15 protein-coding genes are annotated in these 17,495 nt (G+C 71.6%); 12 read left to right on the plus strand and 3 right to left on the minus strand.

From position 1 onward, the window contains the following. Nucleotides 1-34: 34 nt before the first annotated feature. Nucleotides 35-382 carry a hypothetical protein gene (locus BJY16_RS06710; RefSeq protein ID WP_185038234.1) on the minus strand — a complete coding sequence of 116 codons (348 nt, stop codon included), beginning with the start codon at nt 380-382 and terminating at the stop codon, nt 35-37. A 113-nt stretch (nt 383-495) separates the two neighbouring features. Between BJY16_RS06710 and BJY16_RS06715 the strand changes: the two genes are divergently transcribed. Genes BJY16_RS06715 through BJY16_RS06725 form a run of 3 tightly spaced genes read left to right on the plus strand, consistent with a single transcriptional unit; the run spans nt 496 to nt 2,737 of the window. Continuing rightward, nucleotides 496-1,131 (plus strand): M23 family metallopeptidase, encoded by a 636-nt coding sequence (locus tag BJY16_RS06715; RefSeq protein WP_239177437.1) that lies wholly within the window; start codon nt 496-498, stop codon nt 1,129-1,131. A gap of 16 nt (nt 1,132-1,147) precedes the next feature. Next, nucleotides 1,148-2,107: a prephenate dehydrogenase/arogenate dehydrogenase family protein gene (locus tag BJY16_RS06720; protein WP_185038236.1), complete on the plus strand. Its 960-nt coding sequence runs from the start codon at nt 1,148-1,150 to the stop codon at nt 2,105-2,107. Between the two features lie 60 nt (nt 2,108-2,167). Then, nucleotides 2,168-2,737, plus strand: a complete 570-nt coding sequence (locus tag BJY16_RS06725; protein ID WP_185038237.1) for a DinB family protein — start codon at nt 2,168-2,170, stop codon at nt 2,735-2,737. On the opposite strand, the gene mtnA is transcribed toward BJY16_RS06725, so the two are convergent. Both mtnA and BJY16_RS06735 read right to left on the minus strand, forming a co-directional pair. Further along, nucleotides 2,734-3,696, minus strand: a complete 963-nt coding sequence (mtnA, locus tag BJY16_RS06730) for an S-methyl-5-thioribose-1-phosphate isomerase (protein WP_185038238.1) — start codon at nt 3,694-3,696, stop codon at nt 2,734-2,736. The genes BJY16_RS06725 and mtnA overlap by 4 nt on opposite strands. A gap of 13 nt (nt 3,697-3,709) precedes the next feature. Continuing rightward, complete coding sequence (locus BJY16_RS06735) at nt 3,710-5,563, minus strand: M48 family metallopeptidase (RefSeq protein ID WP_185038239.1); 1,854 nt, start codon at nt 5,561-5,563, stop codon at nt 3,710-3,712. Nucleotides 5,564-5,819: 256 nt separating this feature from the next. Between BJY16_RS06735 and BJY16_RS06740 the strand changes: the two genes are divergently transcribed. From BJY16_RS06740 to BJY16_RS06780, 9 genes are all read left to right on the plus strand, one after another. Continuing rightward, nucleotides 5,820-6,878 (plus strand): PHP domain-containing protein, encoded by a 1,059-nt coding sequence (locus BJY16_RS06740; protein ID WP_185038240.1) that lies wholly within the window; start codon nt 5,820-5,822, stop codon nt 6,876-6,878. A 43-nt stretch (nt 6,879-6,921) separates the two neighbouring features. Next, a complete protein-coding gene (locus BJY16_RS06745; RefSeq protein WP_185038241.1) occupies nt 6,922-8,592 on the plus strand; it encodes a DUF885 domain-containing protein in 1,671 nt (556 codons plus the stop codon). Nucleotides 8,593-9,054: 462 nt separating this feature from the next. Further along, on the plus strand, nt 9,055-10,128 hold the full coding sequence (locus BJY16_RS06750) for a hypothetical protein (RefSeq protein ID WP_311775303.1): 1,074 nt from the start codon (nt 9,055-9,057) through the stop codon (nt 10,126-10,128). After that, on the plus strand, nt 10,115-13,450 hold the full coding sequence (locus BJY16_RS06755) for a sensor histidine kinase (RefSeq protein WP_185038243.1): 3,336 nt from the start codon (nt 10,115-10,117) through the stop codon (nt 13,448-13,450). The genes BJY16_RS06750 and BJY16_RS06755 overlap by 14 nt, the downstream gene beginning before the upstream one ends. Beyond that, entirely contained in the window at nt 13,447-13,893 is a 447-nt protein-coding gene (locus BJY16_RS06760; protein WP_089295051.1) for a roadblock/LC7 domain-containing protein, read from the plus strand. The genes BJY16_RS06755 and BJY16_RS06760 overlap by 4 nt, the downstream gene beginning before the upstream one ends. Further along, complete coding sequence (locus BJY16_RS06765) at nt 13,890-14,354, plus strand: DUF742 domain-containing protein (protein ID WP_185038244.1); 465 nt, start codon at nt 13,890-13,892, stop codon at nt 14,352-14,354. Before BJY16_RS06760 ends, BJY16_RS06765 begins: the two co-directional genes overlap by 4 nt. After that, a complete protein-coding gene (locus BJY16_RS06770) occupies nt 14,332-14,958 on the plus strand; it encodes a GTP-binding protein (RefSeq protein ID WP_185038245.1) in 627 nt (208 codons plus the stop codon). Before BJY16_RS06765 ends, BJY16_RS06770 begins: the two co-directional genes overlap by 23 nt. Nucleotides 14,959-15,069: 111 nt before the next feature. Next, nucleotides 15,070-15,819: a hypothetical protein gene (locus BJY16_RS06775; protein WP_185038246.1), complete on the plus strand. Its 750-nt coding sequence runs from the start codon at nt 15,070-15,072 to the stop codon at nt 15,817-15,819. 344 nt (nt 15,820-16,163) lie between these two features. After that, complete coding sequence (locus BJY16_RS06780; RefSeq protein WP_185038247.1) at nt 16,164-17,495, plus strand: glycosyltransferase family 2 protein; 1,332 nt, start codon at nt 16,164-16,166, stop codon at nt 17,493-17,495.

Below are 17,495 nucleotides of genomic sequence, written 5' to 3' on the forward strand. Positions count from 1 at the left end.
AGCGTGGCCGAATCCGCAGGTCAAAAGCGGACAATCACCACAGCGGGAAGTCCAGCGTGTCGACCCATCGGGCGCCGGTGAAGCCCAGTGCGATGGAGAGCCCGAGTCCACTCACCACCGCCACCCCGAGCGCCACGCCCCGATCGCCGATCAGCGTCAGCACCAGCGCCACCAGCCAGGCGCTGACCGCGGCCAGGATCGTCCACCAGACGTAGGAGGCCAGGTCTCGGCCGAGGCTGCCGAACAGGGTCAGCCAGACGGTGCCTGCGGCCAGGCCGGCGAGCACCGGGCGGGCCCCGACCGGGTGCGGCTCGCGGTAGATCGGCCGCGGCGGCAGCCCGGCGAGGTAGCCCGGCGGCGGCTGCGGTGGCGCGGGATACATGTCTGCAGCCTATCCGGCCCGGAGATCGGTAGGGGTCCACGCGGATCGGCCGCGTCTGCCAGGATGTCGCGGTGCGTCTTATCGGTACCCTCTCAGCTCTGACGATCGCGGCCGTGAGTCTGGCCGGCTGCGCGGTCGGCGGCTCCGGCACCTCAGCCGCCGCCGACGCCGCCCCGGCGCGTGTCGCTGCCGCGCCCGCCGCGGCCCCCAGCACGGTGCAGGTCGCCGCGGCCAAGGCCACCAAGAAGTACGCCTTCCCGGTCGCCGCCAAGAACGTGTCCTGGCACGAGACCCACTCCGGCTACAAGGCCACCGACATCTTCGCCGCCTGCGGCTCGAAGGTGGTGGCCACCACCAACGGCGTGGTGCTCGAGGTGAGCCGGGTGGACAAGTACAAGAAGGGTGTGAAAGACGGGCCGTACAACGGCGGCAAGTTCGTCTCCATCCTCGGTGACGACGGGGTGCGCTACTACGGTTCGCACCTGAAGTCGGTGACCAAGGGGATCAAGGCGGGTGTCCGGGTCAAGGTCGGCCAGCAGGTCGGCAAGGTCGGCAAGACCGGCAACTCGAGCGGCGTCTGCCACCTGCACTACGGCATCTCCCCGGCCTGCAAGAAGGTCGGCGACTGGAAGGTGCGGCGCGGCGTGGTGTGGCCGTACTCGTACCTGAAGTCGTGGCGCAAGGGCGGGCAGAAGAGCCCGGTCGCCGCCGTGAAGAAGTGGAACAAGGCGCACGGCTGCAAGGCCTGACCCGGTATAACAAGGCGTGCGGATCGCGGTCGTCGGACTCGGACTCATCGGTGGCTCGCTGCTGCGGGCGTTCGCGGCGGCCGGGCATGAGGTGACCGGTTTCGACGTGGACCCCGCCACCCGGGATCTGGCCCGGGCGGCGGGGTTCCGCGTCGGCGACTCCGCCGCGGCGGCGGTGGCCGGGACCGCGGTCGCGGTGCTGGCGGTGCCGCTGCCGCACCTGCCGGCCGTGCTCGCCGAACTGGTCGACTATCCGGGTCTGCTCACCGACGTGACCTCGGTGAAGGGGCCGGTGCGGGACCTCACCGAGGGCCGCCGGTTCGTCGGCGGCCATCCGATGGCCGGCACCGAGTCGTCCGGGTTCGCCGCGGCCGACCCGGAGCTGTTCACCGGCTGCGTCTGGGTGCTCTGCGTCGAGCCGCACGGCACCGACCTCGACGACTGGATGGTGCTGGCCCGGTTGTACACCGCGCTCGGCGCCCGGGTGCTGCCGATCACCGCGGCCGAGCACGACAACGCGGTGGCGTCGATCAGCCACGTCCCGCACCTGCTGGCCGCCGCGCTGGCCATGAAGGTGGGTAGCCCACTGAACGCGGCGCTGGCGGCCGGATCATTCCGGGACGGGACGAGGGTCGCAGCCACCCGGGCGGAGCTGATCGCCGCCATGTGCGGGGGCAACGCCAACGAGGTGGGCAACGAGCTCCGCCACGTGATCAACGATCTTGAGGCGCTGGTGCGGGACCTGGAGCTGCCGGATCCGGCGACGGCGCTGCTTCCCTATCTGGGCAGGGCCGGCGAGTTGCGGCGGACCTGGCCTCCGCAACCGGGCGTGCCGGGCCGGATCCCGTGGCCTCCGGAAGCGCCACCCGGCCGCCCCTGGCTGGCCGCGCCGGCGCACACGCTGCTGGAGCTGGGCCGGGCCGGGGGCTGGGTGACTTCGGTGGACGATGTCGGGCTCGCGACAATGCGGCCGTAAACTGACCGCTATTCGCCCTAGCGTGGTTTCCGACGAAGAAACCACGACTTAGGAGTCGGCATGCCCGGTCAGGTCGGACCCATCAGCAACGAGCAAGAGGGCCTGCTGGCCTACCTCGCCCAGATGCGTTACCAGCTCCGGCTGACCGCCTACGGCCTCACTCCGGAGCAGCTGCGGGCCACGCCGAGCGCCAGCACGCTCAGCGTCGGTGGCCTGATCAAGCACTGCGCGTCCACCGAGGAGGGCTGGATCGCCACCGCCCGGGGCAGCGACCAGAAACCGGACTTCGCGAAGTACCAGGAGAACTTCGCGCTGGCCGACGGCGAGACGATCGAGGAGCTGTTCGCCCGCTACGACCGGATCGCCGAGGAGACCGAGAAGACCGTCACCGAGCTGGACGACCTGGGCCACCGGATCCCGGTCGACAAGTCGGTGCCATGGAACCGGCCGGACCTCGACCACTTCACCCTGCGCTGGATCCTGCTGCACCTGATCCAGGAGACCGCCCGGCACACCGGGCACGCCGACATCATCCGGGAGAGCATCGACGGCGCCACCGCGTTCCCGCTGATGGCGGCCGCCGAGGGCTGGCCGGACACGCCGTGGCTCACGGCGTGGACCAAGCCCTAGGGTCGCTCCCCGCGATCGAGCCTGATCACCCGGCGGTCGGTGACGATCGCGGTGACCAGATCGGCCGGGGTCACGTCGAACGCCGGATTGACCGCGTCGCTCCACGCGGTCACCTCGGCGGCCCCGCGGTCCTCGATCTCGACGTGCCCGCCGGTCGGCGTCGCCCCGTCCACCGTCGACTCCGGGGCCACCACCAGGAACGGGATGCCGGCCCGGCGAGCACCGAGCGCGTGCGCGTAACTGCCGATCTTGTTGATCACGTCGCCGTTCGCGCAGATCCGGTCGGCGCCCAGGATCACCGCGTCCACCTCGCCGCGGGCCATCAGGAACGGCCCGGCGGAGTCGACCGCGACCCGGTGCGGGACACCCCACTGGGTCAGCTCCCAGGAGGTCAGCCGGGCGCCCTGGAGCAGCGGCCGGGTCTCGCTGGCGATCACCCCGGTCAGCCGGCCGCGCCGGTGCAGCTCGCCGACCACGCCCAGCGCGGTGCCGACGGTCACCGCGCACAGCCCGCCGGTGTTGCAGTGGGTCAGCAGCCGGGCCCGCGGCCCGCACAACTCGGTGACCAGGTCGGCGCCGCGGGCGGCCATCGACTCCGAGGCGGCGATCTCCTCGTCCCGGATCGCGCAGGCCTCGGCCAGCACCGCGTCCGGGCCCAGGGGCAGCAGGTTCGCCGCGCGTTGCGCGCCGCGGGCCAGGTTCACGGCCGTGGGCCGCGCGGTCTCGATTCGCTGTACGGCCTGGCGCAGCGCTCCGGGGTCGTCCCCGTGCACCCGGGCCGCGAGCGCCACCCCGAACGCGCCGGCCACACCCAGCGCCGGCGCGCCCCGCACGGCCAGCGACTGGATCGCCGCGATCAGCTCGCCGACCGTGTGCAGCCGCAGCACCCGCAGGTCGCCGGGGAGCGCCGTCTGATCGACGATCTCCACGGCTCCGTCCACCCAGTCGATAGTCCGCATGGCGGCAGACTATCTATCTGTCCCGCTTGTCCCGCAGCTCGGTGAGCATCTCGCGGAACAGGTCGTCGCTCTTGCCCATCTTGTCGGCGGTCCACCGCTCCTGGATGCCGACCGTGCGCCCGTCGTGCAGCGTCAGCGTGGCGTTGACCGGCACCTCCCGGTCGATCCGCACGGTGGAGATCTCCTCGAACGGGAGGTAGCGGTACCGCGCCGCCAGCTCGGCCGGCGAGACGGCGCCGAGCAGGGCGGCCACCCGCTTGTCGCCGTCGTCGGTCGACTTCGGCGCCGGGACCAGGACGAAACCCTTGCTGAGCAGGATCAGGTCGGCGTGCTCGGCGCCGTCCACCTTGACGTTCGGCATCGCGCCGAGCACCTCGGCACCCTGCCCGGTGGCCCGGGTCTGCACCACGGTGACGGTCTCCACCTGCACGCCCCGCTCGGCCAGCCGGCGGCGCGCCTCGTCCAGCGTCTCCGGGGCGACGGCCAGCTTGGCGATCTCGGAGAAGTCGACCGGCTCGCCGTCCCGGTCGACCAGCCGGGCCGGCGCCGACCAGGAGTGCTGCCAGCGGGCCTGGCCGGAGCGCACCGCGGCCAGCTCGATCAGGTCGTCCATCGGGCCGGCGAACCGGGCGGCCGCCTCCCGGCGGGTCGACTCCGGGAAGAACTCGGCGGCCAGCTCGCCCAGCCGGCCCGCCTGGACCAGGCCGAAGAGCTCGGCCAGCCCGGCCGACGGGGCGCCGGTCAGCCGGGCCACGCTGCGGAACACCCGGTCGGCGCGGTTCTGCGCGACCAGGGTCATCGACGCGGCGGTGAAGTCGGCCCAGGGCAGGACGGTCCGGCTGCCGAAGTCGACCACCTCGCGCTGCAGCGCCAGGCCGGCCGCCTCGACCGCGGGCAGCAGCACGGTGGCCGGCCGGCCGTCGACCGCGTGCGCGGTGCGCGGCGCGGCCCGCATCGCGGCGATCCGGTCGCCGATCGCCGGGTGGCTGTCCCAGCGCGAGGTCTCGTCGTCCGGCTCCTGCTCGCGCAGCTCGGCGAGTTCGTCGGCGCGGGCCCGGTAGAGCTGGCTGAAGCCGCCGAAGACGTCGTCCGGGGCGTAGCCGAGCTCCCAGCCGTAGCCGATGTACCGGTTCATGTAGAAGCCCCAGGCGGCGCCGACGACCGGCAGCTCGCGCATCGAGGAGACCGCCGCGTCCACTCCGGCCACCCGCACCGACGCGAGGTCCGCCTCCAACTCCTGCCGGCGCGCGACCGCGCTGCTGACCAGCTGGTACAGCCAGCCGTACGCCTTGAAGACCCAGCCGAACACGTTCCACCGGCCGACCCGGTCGAGGGTCTCGTGCATCGCCACCCGGCCCCGGTAGGCGACCGCGGACAGCCGGGTGTGCGAACCGGAGTAGTGCCCCAGCTCGTGGGCGAGCACCGAACGCATCTGGTCCACGCTGAAGGTCTGCAGCAGCGGCATGCCGATGTAGAGCCGGCGCGTCCCGCCGACCAGGCCGAGCAGCTTGGTGTCCTCGCTGACCGCGGCGTTCACCTCGGGCACCAGCCGGATCTCGTCCGGCGCCCGGGTGCCCACCTCGGCGGCCAGCGCCCGGACCTGCTGCCACAGCTCGGGCGCCTGCTCCGGGCTGACCAGCAGACCGTCCGGGTCGCCGGGCTTGGCCCGGATCGCCCGCCACAAACCGGCCAGCACCGCGCCGACCGCGGCGATCAGCAGCCAGCTCAGCTTGGCCGCGCCGGCGCCGTGCAGGTGCGTCCAGATCTCGTAGAGAAGCCAGCCGACCAGGGCCAGCTGCGCCAGCCCGAGCAGATAGAAACCGGCCAGCATGACGACCGAGATCGCGGCACGCAGCGCTGTGGGCATCGCGTTCACTCCCCTGTTACGCCGTCGGCCCGACCGCACGGCGCAGGGAACATACCGATGTGAATCTTCACTGGGCAACCCCGTCCGGAACTCCGGTCTGACGGCTGACAACCATCCCCGCTGCCGCGACGCCGACCGCATCCTCGCGGATCTTTTCCCGGTACGACCGGTAGCCCGGTGGCAGCGAAGAGATCCACCGTCGCTGTCCCGCGGTGAGCCGGCACAGCGGAGGCTGATTCCGCCTAGTCTGGGCGGTATGGCATCGCGTGATCCGGTCGCCGATCTGCGGCGCATCGCGTTCCTGCTGGAGCGGGCGAACGAGGCGACCTACCGGGTGAAGGCGTTCCGGTCGGCGGCCGCGACGGTGGCGCGGACACCCGGCGAGGAGCTGGCCGAGCGGGCCGCGGCCGGCACCCTGGCCAAGCTGGCCGGGGTCGGCGAGGTGACCGCCCGCTGCGTGACCGAGTCGCTGGCCGGCGAGGAGCCGGTCTACCTGCGGCGGCTGCTCAGCACCGAGGGCACCGACCTGCCGGCCGCGGCGGCCGAGCTGCGGGCCGCGCTGCGCGGTGACTGCCACGTGCACTCGGACTGGTCCGACGGCGGCTCGCCGATCGCCGAGATGGCGCTGGCCGCGGCCGAGGTCGGGCACGAGTACTTCGTGCTCACCGACCATTCGCCGCGGCTGACCGTGGCCCGCGGGCTGACCGCCGACCGGCTGCGCCGTCAGCTCGACCACGTGGCGGAGCTGAACGCGCAGCTGCCCGACGGCTTCCGGATCCTCACCGGGATCGAGGTGGACATCTTGGAGGACGGCTCGCTGGACCAGGAGGACGAACTGCTGGACCGGCTGGACGTGGTGGTCGGCTCGGTGCACAGCAAGCTGCGCGACGACTCGGCGCGGATGACCCGGCGGATGCTGGCCGCGATCGCCAACCCGCACCTGGACATCCTCGGGCACATGACCGGGCGCAAGGTGGCCGCGGCCGGGGCCGGCGACGCCGCGCACCGGACCGCCCGGACCCGCCCGCCGAGCACCTTCGACCTGGAGAAGGTGCTGGCCGCGTGCGTCGAGCACGACAAGGCCGTGGAGATCAATTCCCGGCCGGACCGGCTCGACCCGCCGAAGCGGATGCTCACCGTGGCGGTCGAGGCCGGCTGCCGGTTCAGCATCGACACCGACGCGCACGCCCCCGGCCAGCTGGACTGGCAGGGCTTCGGCTGTGAGCGGGCGGCGCTCTGCGGGGTGACCGCCGACCGGGTGGTCAACACCTGGACCGCCGATCGCCTGGTGGAGTGGACGGCGTCGCACCGCTGAAATGGGACGGCTGCGGCGGCGGGACATCGCCTAGGGTCGGGCCGTGGGACGAATTGACGAACTCGCCAACCGCTATGTCGACGACTGGGCCGAGCTGAACCCGACCGGCGCCTCCGCCGTCGGCATCTCGGGTTACGACGACAAGACCGACGACCTCTCACCGGAGGGTTTCGCGGCCCGGGCCGAGCTGACCCGCCGCACCCTCAACGACCTCGACGTGCTGGAGCCGGAGCACGAGTCGGAGGAGGTGGCCAAGGACGCCATGATGGAGCGGCTGGGCCTCGAGCTGGCCCGGCACGACGCCGGTTACACGGCCACCGACCTCAACGTGATCGCCAGCGGGCTGCACGAGCTGCGGATGGCGTTCGACATGATGCCGACCGAGGGCGAGCCGGCGGTGGCCAACATCGCGGCCCGGCTCAACGATCTTCCGCGCGCCCTGCAGCAGTACCGGCGGACCCTGCTGGAGGGCGCCGACCGGGGCGTGATCAGCCCGCGGGCGCAGCTGGCCGCGGTCGCCGAGCAGTGCGCCGCGTGGACCGACCCGGAGCGGGACAACTTCTTCGAGGGCCTGGCCGACCGGCTGCGGGCGTCCGGCGGGCTCGCCGCCGACCTGCGCCGGGGCGCCACCGCGGCGACCGTCGCGACCGCCGAGTTCGGCCGGTTCCTGCGCGACGAGCTGGCCCCGCGCGGGCGGGCGAAGGAGGCCGCCGGCCTGGAGCGGTACACCCTGGCCTCGCAGTACTTCCTCGGCGCGAAGGTGGACCTGCTGGAGACGTACCAGTGGGGTTTCGCCGAGCTGCACCGCCTGGAGCGGGAGATGCTCGCGGTCTCCGCGGCGATCGCCGGACCGGGCGCCTCGATCGAGCTGGCGGTGGACACCCTGGACGCCGACCCGGCCCGCAACCTTCCCGGCAAGGAGCAGTTCCGCGACTGGATGCAGGCGCTCTCCGACCGGGCGATCAGCGAGCTGAACGGCACCCACTTCGACATCGAGGCGCCGGCCCAGAAACTGGAGTGCTGCCTCACCCCGACCAGCGACGGCGGGATCTACTACACCGGCCCGAGCGAGGACTTCTCCCGGCCGGGCCGGATGTGGTGGGCGGTGCCGGAGGGCCAGGAGACCTTCTCCACCTGGCGGGAGGTGACCACGGTCTACCACGAGGGCGTGCCCGGGCATCACCTGCAGGTCAGCCAGACCCTGCTCCGGGCCGCCACGCTGAACCGCTGGCAGCGGCTGCTGTCCTGGTGCTCCGGGCACGGCGAGGGCTGGGCGCTGTACGCCGAGCGCCTGATGGACGAGCTGGGCTACCTCACCGATCCGGGCGACCGGCTCGGCATGCTGGACGGCCAGGCGCTCCGTGCGGCCCGGGTGATCGTCGACATCGGCATGCATCTCGAGCTGGAGATCCCGAAGGACAACCCGTTCGGCTTCCATCCGGGCGAGCACTGGACACCCGAGCTGGGCTGGGAGTTCCTCCGCGGGCACAGCCGGATGCAGGAGGACGTGCTGCGGTTCGAGTGGCGGCGGTACCTGGGCTGGCCGGGGCAGGCGCCGTCGTACAAGGTCGGCGAGCGGATCTGGCTGCAGGCCCGGGACGAGGCGAGGCAGCGCAAGGGCAGTGACTTCGACCTCAAGACATTCCACCGAGATGCGCTGAATCTGGGCTCTCTCGGTCTTGATCCACTTCGGAAAGCACTGAGCAGGATTTAAGTCATTCGGGCCTCTCCGTGTCGAAAACGGGACGGAGGGGCCGCCTTTTTATGTCGCGATCCGGCTACGCAGGGTGAGTTTCTGCCTTTCTGTGATTGGTAGACCACTTTCCGTGGAGCTGATCGCACCCAAGACGTAACGAATCCGAAGTAGAACTCATATTCACGTCTCCGCCGCCATCCGGATACCATCTCCGCGGCACGTTTCACTCAGCCGACGCCCCCACGCTGCGGGTACAGCGGGTTCGGCAGTGCTGCGTATCCCCCGATCAGCCGAGCGAACTCTGACCCTTGGAAAGGGGTTTCTTGAGGATTTCTCGGATAGATTGACCCAGATCGGTGCGCCCGCATGGCTACGTTCGGTAGCCCCCCAATGGCCCATCGCGTGTGTGCATGGCGGAGGACGAAAGCAATGTCAGTCTCGGTGAACAGCCGGCGAACCCGTTTACGCTCCGCCCTCGCGGTGGTGCTGACGGCTCTGGTCCTGCTGCCGGCCGCAGGCCTGTTCCTGCGGGTCCTGCAAGAGAACTCCAAGCAGCGCGACAACACCCGGCTCGAGCAACAGGGCGTGGAATACCTGGGCGCCCTGTCGAAGCTGGTCAGCGCGCTCGCCGAGTCGCAGTCCTCGGCCCTGCAGGGCGTCGCCGCCGAGCCCGCCTCGGTGACCGCGGCGGTGTCCCGGGTGCAGGGTGTCGACGAGCGCCTCGGTGACGACCTGGGGACCACGACCCGCTGGGCCGACCTCAAGGACAAGATCGCCAAGCTGCCCAAGGTCACCGGCACCGCCGACGAGGTCTTCGAGGCGCACGTCGAGGTCGCCGACCTGACGCTCGAGATGTACGACGTGGTCGCCGAGAACTCGACGCTGGCGCAGGACGACGACAACGACATCTGGTTCCTCCAGGAGGCGGTCACCGCCCGCATGCCGGAGTCGGTCACCGCGGTCAGCCGGATGAGCGACCTCGCGGCCATGGCCGCCGGCGCCCGCAAGGCACAGCGGCAGCTGCTGACGATCAAGTTCGGCTACCAGGCGCTGCAGGTGCAGGAGGGCGTGGAGGAGGTCACCGACAGCCTCCAGGAGGCGGTCGACAGCACCAACAGCGACACCCTCAGCGGCAACCTGGTGAGCAACCTGGACTCGTTCCGGCGCGGCATCGAGGCCGCCAACCGTGGCGCCAACATCGGTGGCGGCGCGCCGAACGCGTCGACCCTGGTGACCGCGCAGTCCTCGCTGCAGAACGCGCTGAGCGCGCTGTCCGACGTGGTGCTCAAGGAGATCTCCGGCCTGCTCGACGACCGGATGGACACCCTGAACTACAAGCGCTTCGAGGCGTACGGCCTGTTCGCCGTGGCGGTCCTGCTGATCGTGGTGGCCACCTTCTGGACCCGGATCCGGGCTCGCGACGTGCGGGCCGGCCTGGCCCCGCAGCCGGGCGAGGGCAGCCGCGACGTCTCGGTGCAGTCGGCCGGCTCGTACGACACCTACGGCGACTCGAACTACAGCGGCGGGCGGGAGCGTACCGGTGCTCTTCGCTAAGTTCCGCATCCTGGGCAAACTCGCCCTGCTGGTGCTCGTACCACTGCTCGGCGTGCTCGCGCTGACCGTGCCGATCATCTACAACCGTGTCGACGCCGCGTCGACCGCGCAGGACACCTCGGACACCGTCCAGCTCGCCACCCGGGTCAGCACCGCGGTCCTGGAGCTCCAGGAGGAGCGCCTGCTGTCGGTGGGTTACACCCTGGGCCTGGTCGAGGAACCGGATCTGGTGGTGCAGAGCGCCGAGGCCGCCGACAAGGTGGCCGAGCTGCTCACCGACGACGAGATCAGCCTGCCGCCGGCGCTGCGGCGGTCGGTCGTGCTGGCCAGCAAGCTGAACAGCACGCGGGCGAACGTGCTCAACGGCCTGGTCCTGCCGACCGACGTGGTCCAGGACTTCACCAACGTGATCACGCCGATGATCGACGGTCTGGCGCTGTCCACCCACGCCGACCTGACCACCAGCGTCGGCCAGCAGGTCTTCGCCCTGGAGCGCGCCATGCGCTCCGACGACCTGATCAGCCAGGCGTCCTGTTACCTGGCCACCGCGGTCGCGGTGAGCCGGGCCCCGGACGCCAAGACGCGGGCCACCGCGCCGCTGTTGCTGACCCTGTTCGGCAACGCGTTCAACGAGATCCAGTCGATCATCACCTCGTCGAAGCCGTACTTCACCGACGGGCAGTACAAGCTCTACCTGAGCACCCAGGACGCGTTCCAGTCCCGGGTGGGCCCGGAGTTCACCGCCTCGCTCGCCACCAACCCGGGCCAGGCGCTGGGCACCCTCAACATCCGGACGCTGTTCCCGTCGCTGAACTCGGTCATGGTGCTCGGTGGTTTCGTCGAGAAGCGCGTGGCCAAGGACGTGGACATCGCCGTCAACGGCAACCGGGACAGCGCCATCCGGCAGGCGGTGTTCGTCGGTGGTGGCGCGCTGCTCCTGCTGATCCTGGTGGTCACGCTCTCGATCTTCATGGCCCGCGCGGTCGCCCGGCCGCTGCGCCGCCTGACCGTCTCCGCGGACCGGATCGCCCGAGCCGCCGAGGCCGAGCTCGAGCGGGTCGCCGACGACGAGGCCGAGGCCCAGGTACGCCCGATCCGCCTGGACCCGGTCGACGTCGAGGCCCAGGACGAGATCGGTGACCTGGCCCGCGCGTTCGACCGCGTGCAGACCACCGCCGCCCGGCTGGTGGAACGCCAGGTGCTCGGCCGCCGTAACGTCGCCCAGATGTTCGGGCACGTCGGCCGGCGTACCCAGAACCTGGTCGGCCGCCAGCTGTCCCTGATCGACTCCCTGGAGCGCCGGGAGACCGACAGCGACCGCCTCCGCGAGCTGTACCGCCTGGACCACATGTCCAGCCGTCTGCGCCGGAACGCGTCCGCGCTGGTCGTGCTCTCCGGCAGCGCCGGCTCGAACGAGCACATGGCCCCGCTGCCGCTCTCCGACGTCGTCCGTCTCGCCCTCGGTGAGATCGAGGACTACACCCGTGTCGACGTGGAGGTCCCCGAGGAGATCGTCGTGGTGCCGGCCGTCCTGGCCGACCTCACCCTGCTCCTCGCCGAGCTGCTGGAGAACTCCACCACGTTCTCCCCGCCGCACACCACCGTCACGGTCAGCGCCGAGGAGCTGCGCGGCGGCGCCCGCCTGGCGATCATCGACCACGGCCTCGGTCTCGCGCCGGAGCGGCTGGCCGAGGAGAACGCCCGGTTGACCCGCCGTGAGCGGCTGGACCTGGCCCCCACCGAGGTGCTCGGTCTGTTCGTGGTCGGCCGGCTGGCCCGCCGGCACGGCATCGAGGTCACCCTGACCGACACCCCGGACGGCGGTCTGACCGCCTGGATCGACCTGAGCCCGCAGCACCTGATCGCCCGGGTGGAGAGCCTGGCGGTGGCGGGTGCGCAGGCGCCGCCGGCGGTTCCGGCGGCGGCCGCGATGCCGCAGATCCCGGCCCAGCGGGAGCCGATGATGGCGCCGGTCAGCGGTGCGCTGCGCGGCAACACCGCCGAGGTGGCGATCGCCAGCACCGCGGTCCGTACCGTCCCGGGCAGCCAGCAGCCGTTCGACCCGAACGTGCTGAACCGGGCCACCCAGACCCTGGAGTCGGTGCCGTCCTGGAACGCCTTCGGCGCGCAGCCGGCCGTCGAGGACCCGTACGCCGGTCAGCCGGTCTACGACGCCGAGCCGGTCTACTCGCCCGGCCCGGCCTACCAGGAGCCGGCCTACCAGCAGCCGGTCTACCAGCAGCCGGACCCGTCGCACGGCTACAACAGCGGCATCCCGGTCGCCGGGCGGGTTCCGTCCGCGCTCCCCGAGCTGCCCGCCGCCGGCCAGCAGTCCTGGGGCGCCGAGCCGGCCCTGCCGGCCGCACCGGGCTGGAACACGCCGCAGCCGTCGGAGACCGCCTGGAACGTCCCGGAGCCGGCCGCGGCCGCCTGGGCCACCCCGGCCCCGGCTCCGGCCGCGAACAGCTGGGACACCCCGGCCCCGGCCGAGCCGAGCTGGAACACCCCGGCCCCGGCGGAGTCCAGCTGGAACACCCCGCAGCCGGCCGAGCCGGTCTGGAACACCCCGGCCCCGGCCGAGAGCACCTGGAACACCCCCCAGCCGGCCGAGCCGGTCTGGAACACCCCGGCTCCGGCCGTGGAGGCACCGATGACTTCGGCCAGCAACTCGGGCTACTCGGCCCCGGTCCCGGAGCCGACCGCTCCGGAGCCGGCGGCGGCCCCGCGGAACGGCGGCAACAAGCCGCTGCGCCGCCGGGTGCCGGGCAGCCAGCTCCCGATGGAGACCGGTCCGAAGCAGCACGCCGCGGCGCCGTCGCAGGACGACGCCCTGGCCGCCCGGGCCGCCTTCGACGCGTTCGAGGCAGGGGTCAGCCGGGCTCACGAGACCAGCACGTCCCTGCCGGCTCCGGACTTCGCGGACGGCCAGTGGACGATGCCGGCCTCGATGCCCGACCTGCCCGCCCCGCAGTGGAACGTGCCGGCCCCGGCTCCGGAGGCCGCGCCGCAGTGGAACACGCCGGCCCCCGAGGCCGCGCCGCAGTGGAACACCCCGGCTCCCGAGCCGCAGTGGAACACCCCGGCCCCCGCTCCGGCGGCGGTCCCCCCGCCCCCTCCGCCGTCCAACGGCGGCGGTGGTGGCTTGACTCGCCGCGTGCCAGGGGCAACCCTGCCGCGTGACGAGCCGCACCAGCCGATCCTTCCGCCGGCGCCGACGCTGATGGATCCGGAGCAGGCCCGAGCCCTGATGGATCAGTTCGAGTACGGCGTCGCACTCGCACTGAATGAAACTCAGCCACAACCCGAGGGACAACCGCGATGACTTCCCCATACCCCACCGCGCAAAGTCAGCTCAGCGCCGAAGCCAAAACCTTCAACTGGCTGCTTGACTCCTTCACGTCCGGTACCGCGGGCGTTATCGAAGCCATCGCCGTCTCCTCGGACGGTCTGCTGATGGCCATGTCCGCGATCAAGGACCGCCCGAACGCCGAGCGTCTCGCGGCCGTCGTCTCCGGGCTGACCAGCCTGGCCGGCGGCGCCGCGAGCTGGTACCGGCTGGGCGCCCTGAACCGGGTCATCATCGACATGGCCGACGGCTACCTGCTGGTCACCGCGATCAGCGCCGGCTCGGTGCTCGGCGTGATCGCCGACCGGACCGCGAACCTGGGCACCCTGGCGTACGAGATGACGCTCTTCGCCACCCGGGCCGGCGGCGCCCTGAGCCCGCGCCTGATCGCCGAGCTGAAGAACGCCGTCCAGCAATGACGTACCCGGACCCCGACGAACCGGTGCCTCCGGCGCGACCCGGAGTCCGGCCCTTCCTGCAATCCGGTCCGAAGCACTCGGCCGGTGGCTACACCCCTACCGGGGAACAGCCGCCGGTCGAGCAAGGACAGAACAACACTCTGCGCCCGTTCGTCATCACGGCGGGACGCACCGATGGAGGCGATCCCGACATCGGTATGGAGACTCAGGTGACGGTGGTGCATGGCGCGCCGCCGTCCCGGCTCTCACCGGAAACCAGGGCGATCGTGTCTCTCCTCGAGGAGAGCCCGATTTCGGTAGCCGAGATCTCCGCACGCCTTCGCCTGCACCTGGGCGTCTGCCAGATCCTCGTCGGCGACCTGCGCGCCGCCGGCCAGGTGGACGTGCAAGGGCGCGAGAACGACACCCCTGACCCCGAGACCATCATGCGAGTGATCCGTGGACTTCGATCCATCAGCTAACCGCGTCGTCGGTACCGCGCGCATACCGGGCGCTCCCGCGCCGAAGAAGGCGCCGGTACCGGTCAAGATCATCGTGGCCGGTGGCTTCGGGGTGGGCAAGACGACGACCGTCGGCGCCATCTCGGAGATCTCTCCGCTGACCACCGAGGCCGAGATGACCTCGGAGTCGATCGGCATCGACAACGTCGGTCAGGCCACCACGAAGACCACCACCACCATCGCGATGGACTTCGGCGTACTGACCATCGACCAGACGCTGAAGCTCTACATCTTCGGCACGCCGGGCCAGACCCGGTTCGCCTTCATGTGGGACGACCTGGTCAAGGGCGCTCTCGGCGCGCTGGTCGTGGTGGACACCAACCGCATCGACGACTGCTACCCGGCGGTCGACTACTTCGAGCGGGCCGGCCTGCCGTTCGTGGTCGGCGTGAACACCTTCAACGGCCAGATGGGCTACAGCCTCGACGAGGTGCGCTGGGCGCTCGCGGTCCGCGAGGACGTCCCGGTCATCTCCTACGACGCCCGGTTCCGCGCCTCGGTCCGGGACGCCTTGCTGGTCGTTCTCGACCAGGCTCTGGACAAGGCGATCCGGATGAAGGCCTGATCCGTATCCCGTCGTAGGGTGTGCGCGAGTCGCCCGGTTCACAAGCATTCCCAAACGTGCCCACGGGAGGGCACAGTGGGGTACCGGGCGACCGTGCGAACGAAGAGGACGGTGACCGTGCGAGGCGGACTGGACGACGCGCTCGACAAGCTTGCTCGTCGCGACGAGCTCCGGCGGCGCGCCACCGGGGCGGACGCCCCGTCGACGCCGCCGGCCGTGACCGAGCTGGTCGAGGCGATCGCCGCGGTGGTCGCCCGGCATCCCAGCCTGGCCGTCACGGTCGGGGTCGAGGGCGTCGGCGACCCGGTGCTGCTCCAGTTCGCCTTCGCCGGCGGCACCGTGCAGGTCCGGGCCGACCGCTCGGTGGCCGACCGGCCGCCGCCCGGCGCCGGGCGCACGCACGCCGATTTCGAGATCAACGTCGAGGACCCGGAGCCGCCGCCCCGCGGCAGCCACGACGACCAGGACCGGTTCGGCCCCACCGACTACGACTACGCCGAGCCGCCCACCGCGGAGCGGCCGTTCGTGACGCCGCAGTCCCCGGCCGCGCCACCCCCGCCGCCGCCGGCCGCCTATGCACCGCCGCCGGTGCCCTCGGCGCCGCCGTTCACCCCGCCGGCGCCCGCCGCGCCGCCGTTCGTCTCGCCGGTGCCGTCCGCGCCGCCGTTCGCTCCACCCGTGCCGCCCGCGTCGCACGCCGAGCCGACCGCGTTCCAGGAGCCGGTCTTCCAGGAGCCGCTGCCCTACCAGGAGCCGGTCCCGTTCCAGGCCAACCCGGCGGAGGAGACCGAGATGGCGGCGCGCCGGCTGGCGGCGATGCTGCGGGACAACCCCACCCTGCTGGACGACACCCGGGATTAGCTGTCCGGGCACGGAAGGCGGTCGCTTGAGGCGGCCGCCTTTTTCGTACGCCATGAGCACCCTCTGTAGTCATCCGGTCGCCCCCGAGTTAACTACTCTCCGCATCCGTCCGGTGACCCCAGGAATTCTCTTCCGACTCACCCGATTCGGGCACCGCACGCCCGGTTTCGCCTGCTCCGCGCCGCCTGAGTTGTCTGACATGGGCCTTTCGGGCGGTCTGCGCCCCCGCCCGGCCGACGCCCCTTGGATGACGCTGAGTAGCGCCGTAATGTCCTATTACGTCCAAGAGCGTGGTCCACTTCGCTGGCGGAATCTCACGAAAAGTGACAGAGACGGGGGATGTGATGTCGGCATCTGACGGCTGGCTCATCGCGGTGACTGGCTACGCGATCCTGCTGGCCTGGCCGCTCTCCACCGTCGTCCTGGTCTGGTTCGCGGTCCGCTACGTCGGCACGCACCGGGCCCGGGTGGTCAACAAGACCCTGGCCAGCGGCGTCGGCAAGCCCGACCACTTCTGGATCATCGTGCCCGCGCTGAACGAGGAGGCGGTGGTCGCCAACACCGTGAACGCCGCCCTCGGCCTGCGCGGCGCGGCCGGCACGCTGGCCCGGGTGCTGGTCGTCGACGACGGCTCGGACGACCGGACGCCCGAGGTGCTGGCCGGCATCGACCACCCGCGCCTGCACGTGATGCGCCGCGAGCTGCCCGAGGCCCGGCAGGGCAAGGGCGAGGCGCTGAACGCCGCCTACCGCTTCATCGCCCGGATCTCCGCCGAGGAGGGCATCCCGGCCCACCGGGTGGTGCTCGGCATCATCGACGGCGACGGCCAGGGCAGCGAGAACATCCTGGTCGAGGTCGGCCGGCTGATGGGCGACACCAAGGTCGGCGCGGTCCAGGTGCAGGTCCGGATCCGCAACCGGAACAAGCTGCTCGGCGCGGTCCAGGACCTGGAATTCGGCGCGATCGTGGACGCCTGCCAGAACATGCGGGACGCGCTGGACACCGTCGGCCTCGGCGGCAACGGCCAGTTCAGCCGGCTCTCCACGCTGATCGCGCTGGGCGACGCCCCGTGGTCCAGCTGCCTGGTCGAGGACATGGAGCTGGGCCTGCGGATGCACCTGCAGGGCGTCTCGATCCGCTACTCGTCGCGCGCCTCGGTCACCCAGCAGGCGGTGGTCGACCTCAAGCGCCTCACCCGGCAGCGCACCCGCTGGGCGCAGGGCAACCTGCAGTGCGCCCGCTACCTCGGCTCGCTGTTCTCCTCCGGCAACATCACCCGCACCTCGCTGGTCGAGATCCTGCACTACCTGATCTCGCCGTGGGTCAACGCGATCGTCGCGGTCCTGCTCTCGCTCAGCATGATCGTCGGGGCGCTGGGCCTCATGATCGGTCACCCGCTGCCGATTCTGCCCACCTGGGTCGCCCTCGGTCTGAGCCTCGGCATCTGGCTGGTCGTGACCACGTTCCCGGGTCTGGTCTGGGTGCTCGTGCACCGGACCAAGCGCGGGGACGAGTCGATGTCCCGCATGCTGCTCGCCGCCCTGGCATACCCGGCCTTCCTGCTCCTCGGCCTGGTCGCCACCTACCGGGCGCTGGGCCGGCAGCTGACCGGCAAGCAGGCCTGGGCCAAGACCGAGCGCCTCGTCGAGGAGCCGCTGGTCCTGCAGACCGCCTGA

The organism is Actinoplanes octamycinicus (assembly GCF_014205225.1).
GTDB lineage: Bacteria > Actinomycetota > Actinomycetes > Mycobacteriales > Micromonosporaceae > Actinoplanes > Actinoplanes octamycinicus.

Excerpts from the sequence above, each read along its gene's own strand:
- BJY16_RS06740 (WP_185038240.1), top strand. The coding sequence starts at position 5,820 with ATGGCATCGCGTGATCCGGTCGCCGATCTGCGGCGCATCGCGTTCCTG.
- BJY16_RS06765 (WP_185038244.1), top strand. The coding sequence starts at position 13,890 with ATGACGTACCCGGACCCCGACGAACCGGTGCCTCCGGCGCGACCCGGA.
- BJY16_RS06710 (WP_185038234.1), bottom strand. The coding sequence starts at position 382 with ATGTATCCCGCGCCACCGCAGCCGCCGCCGGGCTACCTCGCCGGGCTG.
- BJY16_RS06780 (WP_185038247.1), top strand. The coding sequence starts at position 16,164 with ATGTCGGCATCTGACGGCTGGCTCATCGCGGTGACTGGCTACGCGATC.
- BJY16_RS06725 (WP_185038237.1), top strand. The coding sequence starts at position 2,168 with ATGCCCGGTCAGGTCGGACCCATCAGCAACGAGCAAGAGGGCCTGCTG.
- BJY16_RS06735 (WP_185038239.1), bottom strand. The coding sequence starts at position 5,563 with ATGCCCACAGCGCTGCGTGCCGCGATCTCGGTCGTCATGCTGGCCGGT.
- mtnA (WP_185038238.1), bottom strand. The coding sequence starts at position 3,696 with ATGCGGACTATCGACTGGGTGGACGGAGCCGTGGAGATCGTCGATCAG.
- BJY16_RS06760 (WP_089295051.1), top strand. The coding sequence starts at position 13,447 with ATGACTTCCCCATACCCCACCGCGCAAAGTCAGCTCAGCGCCGAAGCC.